6 tRNA genes are annotated in these 794 nt (G+C 52.6%); all 6 read left to right on the forward strand.

Going from position 1 to position 794, the window contains the following annotated elements:
• Nucleotides 1–51 precede the first annotated feature (51 nt).
• Nucleotides 52–127: transfer RNA gene (locus F6X55_RS05970), tRNA-Thr, on the forward strand.
• A 26-nt stretch (nucleotides 128–153) separates the two neighbouring features.
• Nucleotides 154–226: transfer RNA gene (locus F6X55_RS05975), tRNA-Lys, on the forward strand.
• 175 nt (nucleotides 227–401) lie between these two features.
• A tRNA-Leu gene (locus F6X55_RS05980) sits at nucleotides 402–482 on the forward strand.
• 5 nt (nucleotides 483–487) lie between these two features.
• Nucleotides 488–562 (forward strand) — tRNA-Gly (locus F6X55_RS05985).
• 15 nt (nucleotides 563–577) lie between these two features.
• A tRNA-Leu gene (locus tag F6X55_RS05990) sits at nucleotides 578–663 on the forward strand.
• Nucleotides 664–669: 6 nt separating this feature from the next.
• A tRNA-Arg gene (locus tag F6X55_RS05995) sits at nucleotides 670–746 on the forward strand.
• The last annotated feature ends 48 nt before the right edge of the window (nucleotides 747–794 follow it).

A 794-nucleotide genomic window follows, 5' to 3' on the forward strand; every position in this document is an offset into this window, starting at 1 on the left:
TGCCTTACAAGCAGGGGGTCGCAGGTTCGAGCCCTGCATCCTCCACCATTTGCCGGCCTAGCTCAATTGGTAGAGCAACTGACTTGTAATCAGTAGGTTGGGGGTTCAAGTCCTCTGGCCGGCACCAGTTTTTCTCTATTTTTGATTAATCATGAGCCATTAGCTCAGTTGGTAGAGCATCTGACTTTTAATCAGAGGGTCGGAGGTTCGAATCCTCCATGGCTCATCAAGGCGGTTATGGTTCGGATTCTCACCTGCGGTTCCCCTTGCCTTTATCACCATTCAGTGATGCAAGGACTAGTCTGCGGCGTCGGAATCCTCCATGGCTCATCAAACAAGTTACGTGCTGGATTTCTTTTGTGAGTTAAATCCGGCCCATTCTTTTCAATTTATTATATTGTGCGGGTGTGGCGGAATTGGCAGACGCGCTAGATTTAGGATCTAGTGTCTTCGACGTGGGGGTTCAAGTCCCTCCACCCGCATTAACGCGGAAGTAGTTCAGTGGTAGAACACCACCTTGCCAAGGTGGGGGTCGCGGGTTCGAATCCCGTCTTCCGCTCCAGTTCTTTCATGCCAGGCCGGGGTGGCGGAATTGGCAGACGCACAGGACTTAAAATCCTGCGGTAGGTTTCTACCGTGCCGGTTCGAGTCCGGCCCTCGGCACTTAGAGCGCCCGTAGCTCAATTGGATAGAGCGTTTGACTACGGATCAAGAGGTTAGGGGTTCGACTCCTCTCGGGCGCGCCATTATCGGGAAGTAGCTCAGCTTGGTAGAGCACTTGGTTTGGGACCAAG

The sequence above is a fragment of the Sediminibacillus terrae genome (assembly GCF_009602435.1).
Classification (GTDB): Bacteria; Bacillota; Bacilli; order Bacillales; family Amphibacillaceae; genus Sediminibacillus; species Sediminibacillus terrae.